Source organism: Azoarcus sp. TTM-91, assembly GCF_012911025.1.
Taxonomy (GTDB): Bacteria; Pseudomonadota; Gammaproteobacteria; order Burkholderiales; family Rhodocyclaceae; genus Azoarcus.
In genome coordinates this window covers 1-1744 of the sequence record NZ_WUEI01000247.1, presented here as the reverse complement: position 1 = coordinate 1744, position 1744 = coordinate 1, and the positions used below count along the sequence as shown (strand labels likewise).

The window sequence follows — 1744 nt, the reverse complement described above, 5'->3', positions numbered from 1 at the left end:
CTCCCACAGGGGGAGAGGGGAGTCAGGACGAGGACGCAAGCGAACAGGGAGACAGCCGCGCGGCCGATGAAAGCACCACGTCCCGCTGGCCCCGCAGCACCGCCGTGCTCGCCCGCATCAACGGCGACCTGCGCCCCCGCCTGGACGCCTGCGGCCCGCAGGAACTGCAGCAACTGCTGCGTGGCCTCGCCGGCCGCTTCGTCCCGCCCGGCCCCAGCGGCGCGCCGTCGCGCGGCCGGCCGGACGTATTGCCCACCGGCCGCAACTTCTACTCGGTCGATACCCGAGCCATCCCCACCCAGACCAGCTGGACGCTGGGCCTGCGCTCGGCCGAACGCATGATCGAACGCTACCTGCAGGAGCACGGCGACTACCCGCGCGCCATCGGCCTGTCGGTATGGGGCACCGCCACCATGCGCACCGGCGGCGACGACATCGCCCAGGCCTTCGCCCTCATCGGCGTGCGCCCCAAGTGGGCGGACGGCAGCCACCGGGTGGCGGATTTCGAGATCCTGCCGATGTCGCTGCTGGACCGTCCGCGCATCGACGTCACCCTGCGCGTCTCCGGCTTCTTCCGCGACGCCTTCGCCAACGTCATCCGCCTGTTCGATGCCGCGGTGCAGGCGGTGGCGGAACTGGACGAGGAGGCGGAGGTGAATCCCATCCGCGCCCGCATCGCCGCCGAAGCCGCCGCGCTGCAGGCCGAAGGTCTGCCCGCCGAACAGGCCCGCCGCCGCGCCGGCCACCGGGTGTTCGGCGCCAAGCCGGGCGCCTACGGTGCCGGCCTGCAAGGCCTCATCGACAGCGGCAACTGGGAAGGCGACGCCGACCTCGCCGCCGCCTACCTCAACTGGGGCGGCTACGCCTACGGCGCCGATGACCACGGCAGCGAAGCGCGCGACACCTTCGCCCGCCGCCTCGCCGGCATCGAACTGGTGATGCACAACCAGGACAACCGCGAGCACGACCTGCTGGATTCGGACGACTACTACCAGTTCCAGGGCGGCATGACCGCCGCCGTGCGCCACCTCGCCGGCCGCCAGCCCACGGTGCTGTTCGGCGACCACAGCAACCCGCAGGCGCCGGCGGTGCGCACGCTGGAAGAAGAGATCAGCCGGGTGGTGCGCGCCCGCGTCACCAACCCCAAGTGGCTCGCCGGCGTGAAGCGCCACGGCTACAAGGGCGCGTTCGAAATCGCCGCCACGGTGGACTACCTCTACGCCTACGACGCCACCGCCCGCGTCGTGCGCGACGACCAGTACGCACGCGTCGCCGACGCCTGCCTGGAAGACGCCGACACCCGCGCCTTCCTGCAGCAGCACAACCCCGACGCCCTGCGCGAAATCTGCGAACGCCTGCTGGAAGCCATGCAGCGCGGCCTGTGGCAGGCGCCGGGCGACTACCGCGAGCGCGTGGAACGCCACCTGCTCGCGGCGGAACGCAAACTGGAGGAAGCATGAGCGTGCGCAACTTCCATCCGGCTGCTCTCCGCCTGGACTCCCCAACCTACGCTGACCTCGGGCGCGGCGGACCTCGGGGCTGCACTGCCTCCGCCAGCCTTGAACGCAACGAGCCTCAAAGCTTCACAGGCCATGAAGTCCACCTGACACCGTCCCCGCCAGTGGCCCACCGCTCAACACCGTTCGCCCTGAGCGTGTCGAAGGGCAGTCGCACGCACCGGTTTTCGTCGCCCCAGCCGCAGGCGGATCGCCCCCGCCGGCCGGGCAACGCCCACCCTTTGCGC

The 1744-nt window shown here is 71.4% G+C and carries 1 protein-coding gene; it reads left to right on the top strand.

Annotated features, from left to right (window positions below; genetic code table 11):
* A partial coding sequence (locus GRF61_RS24005) for a cobaltochelatase subunit CobN (RefSeq protein ID WP_211166181.1) occupies positions 1-1460 on the top strand: 1460 nt, incomplete at its 5' end.
* Positions 1461-1744: the final 284 nt, after the last annotated feature.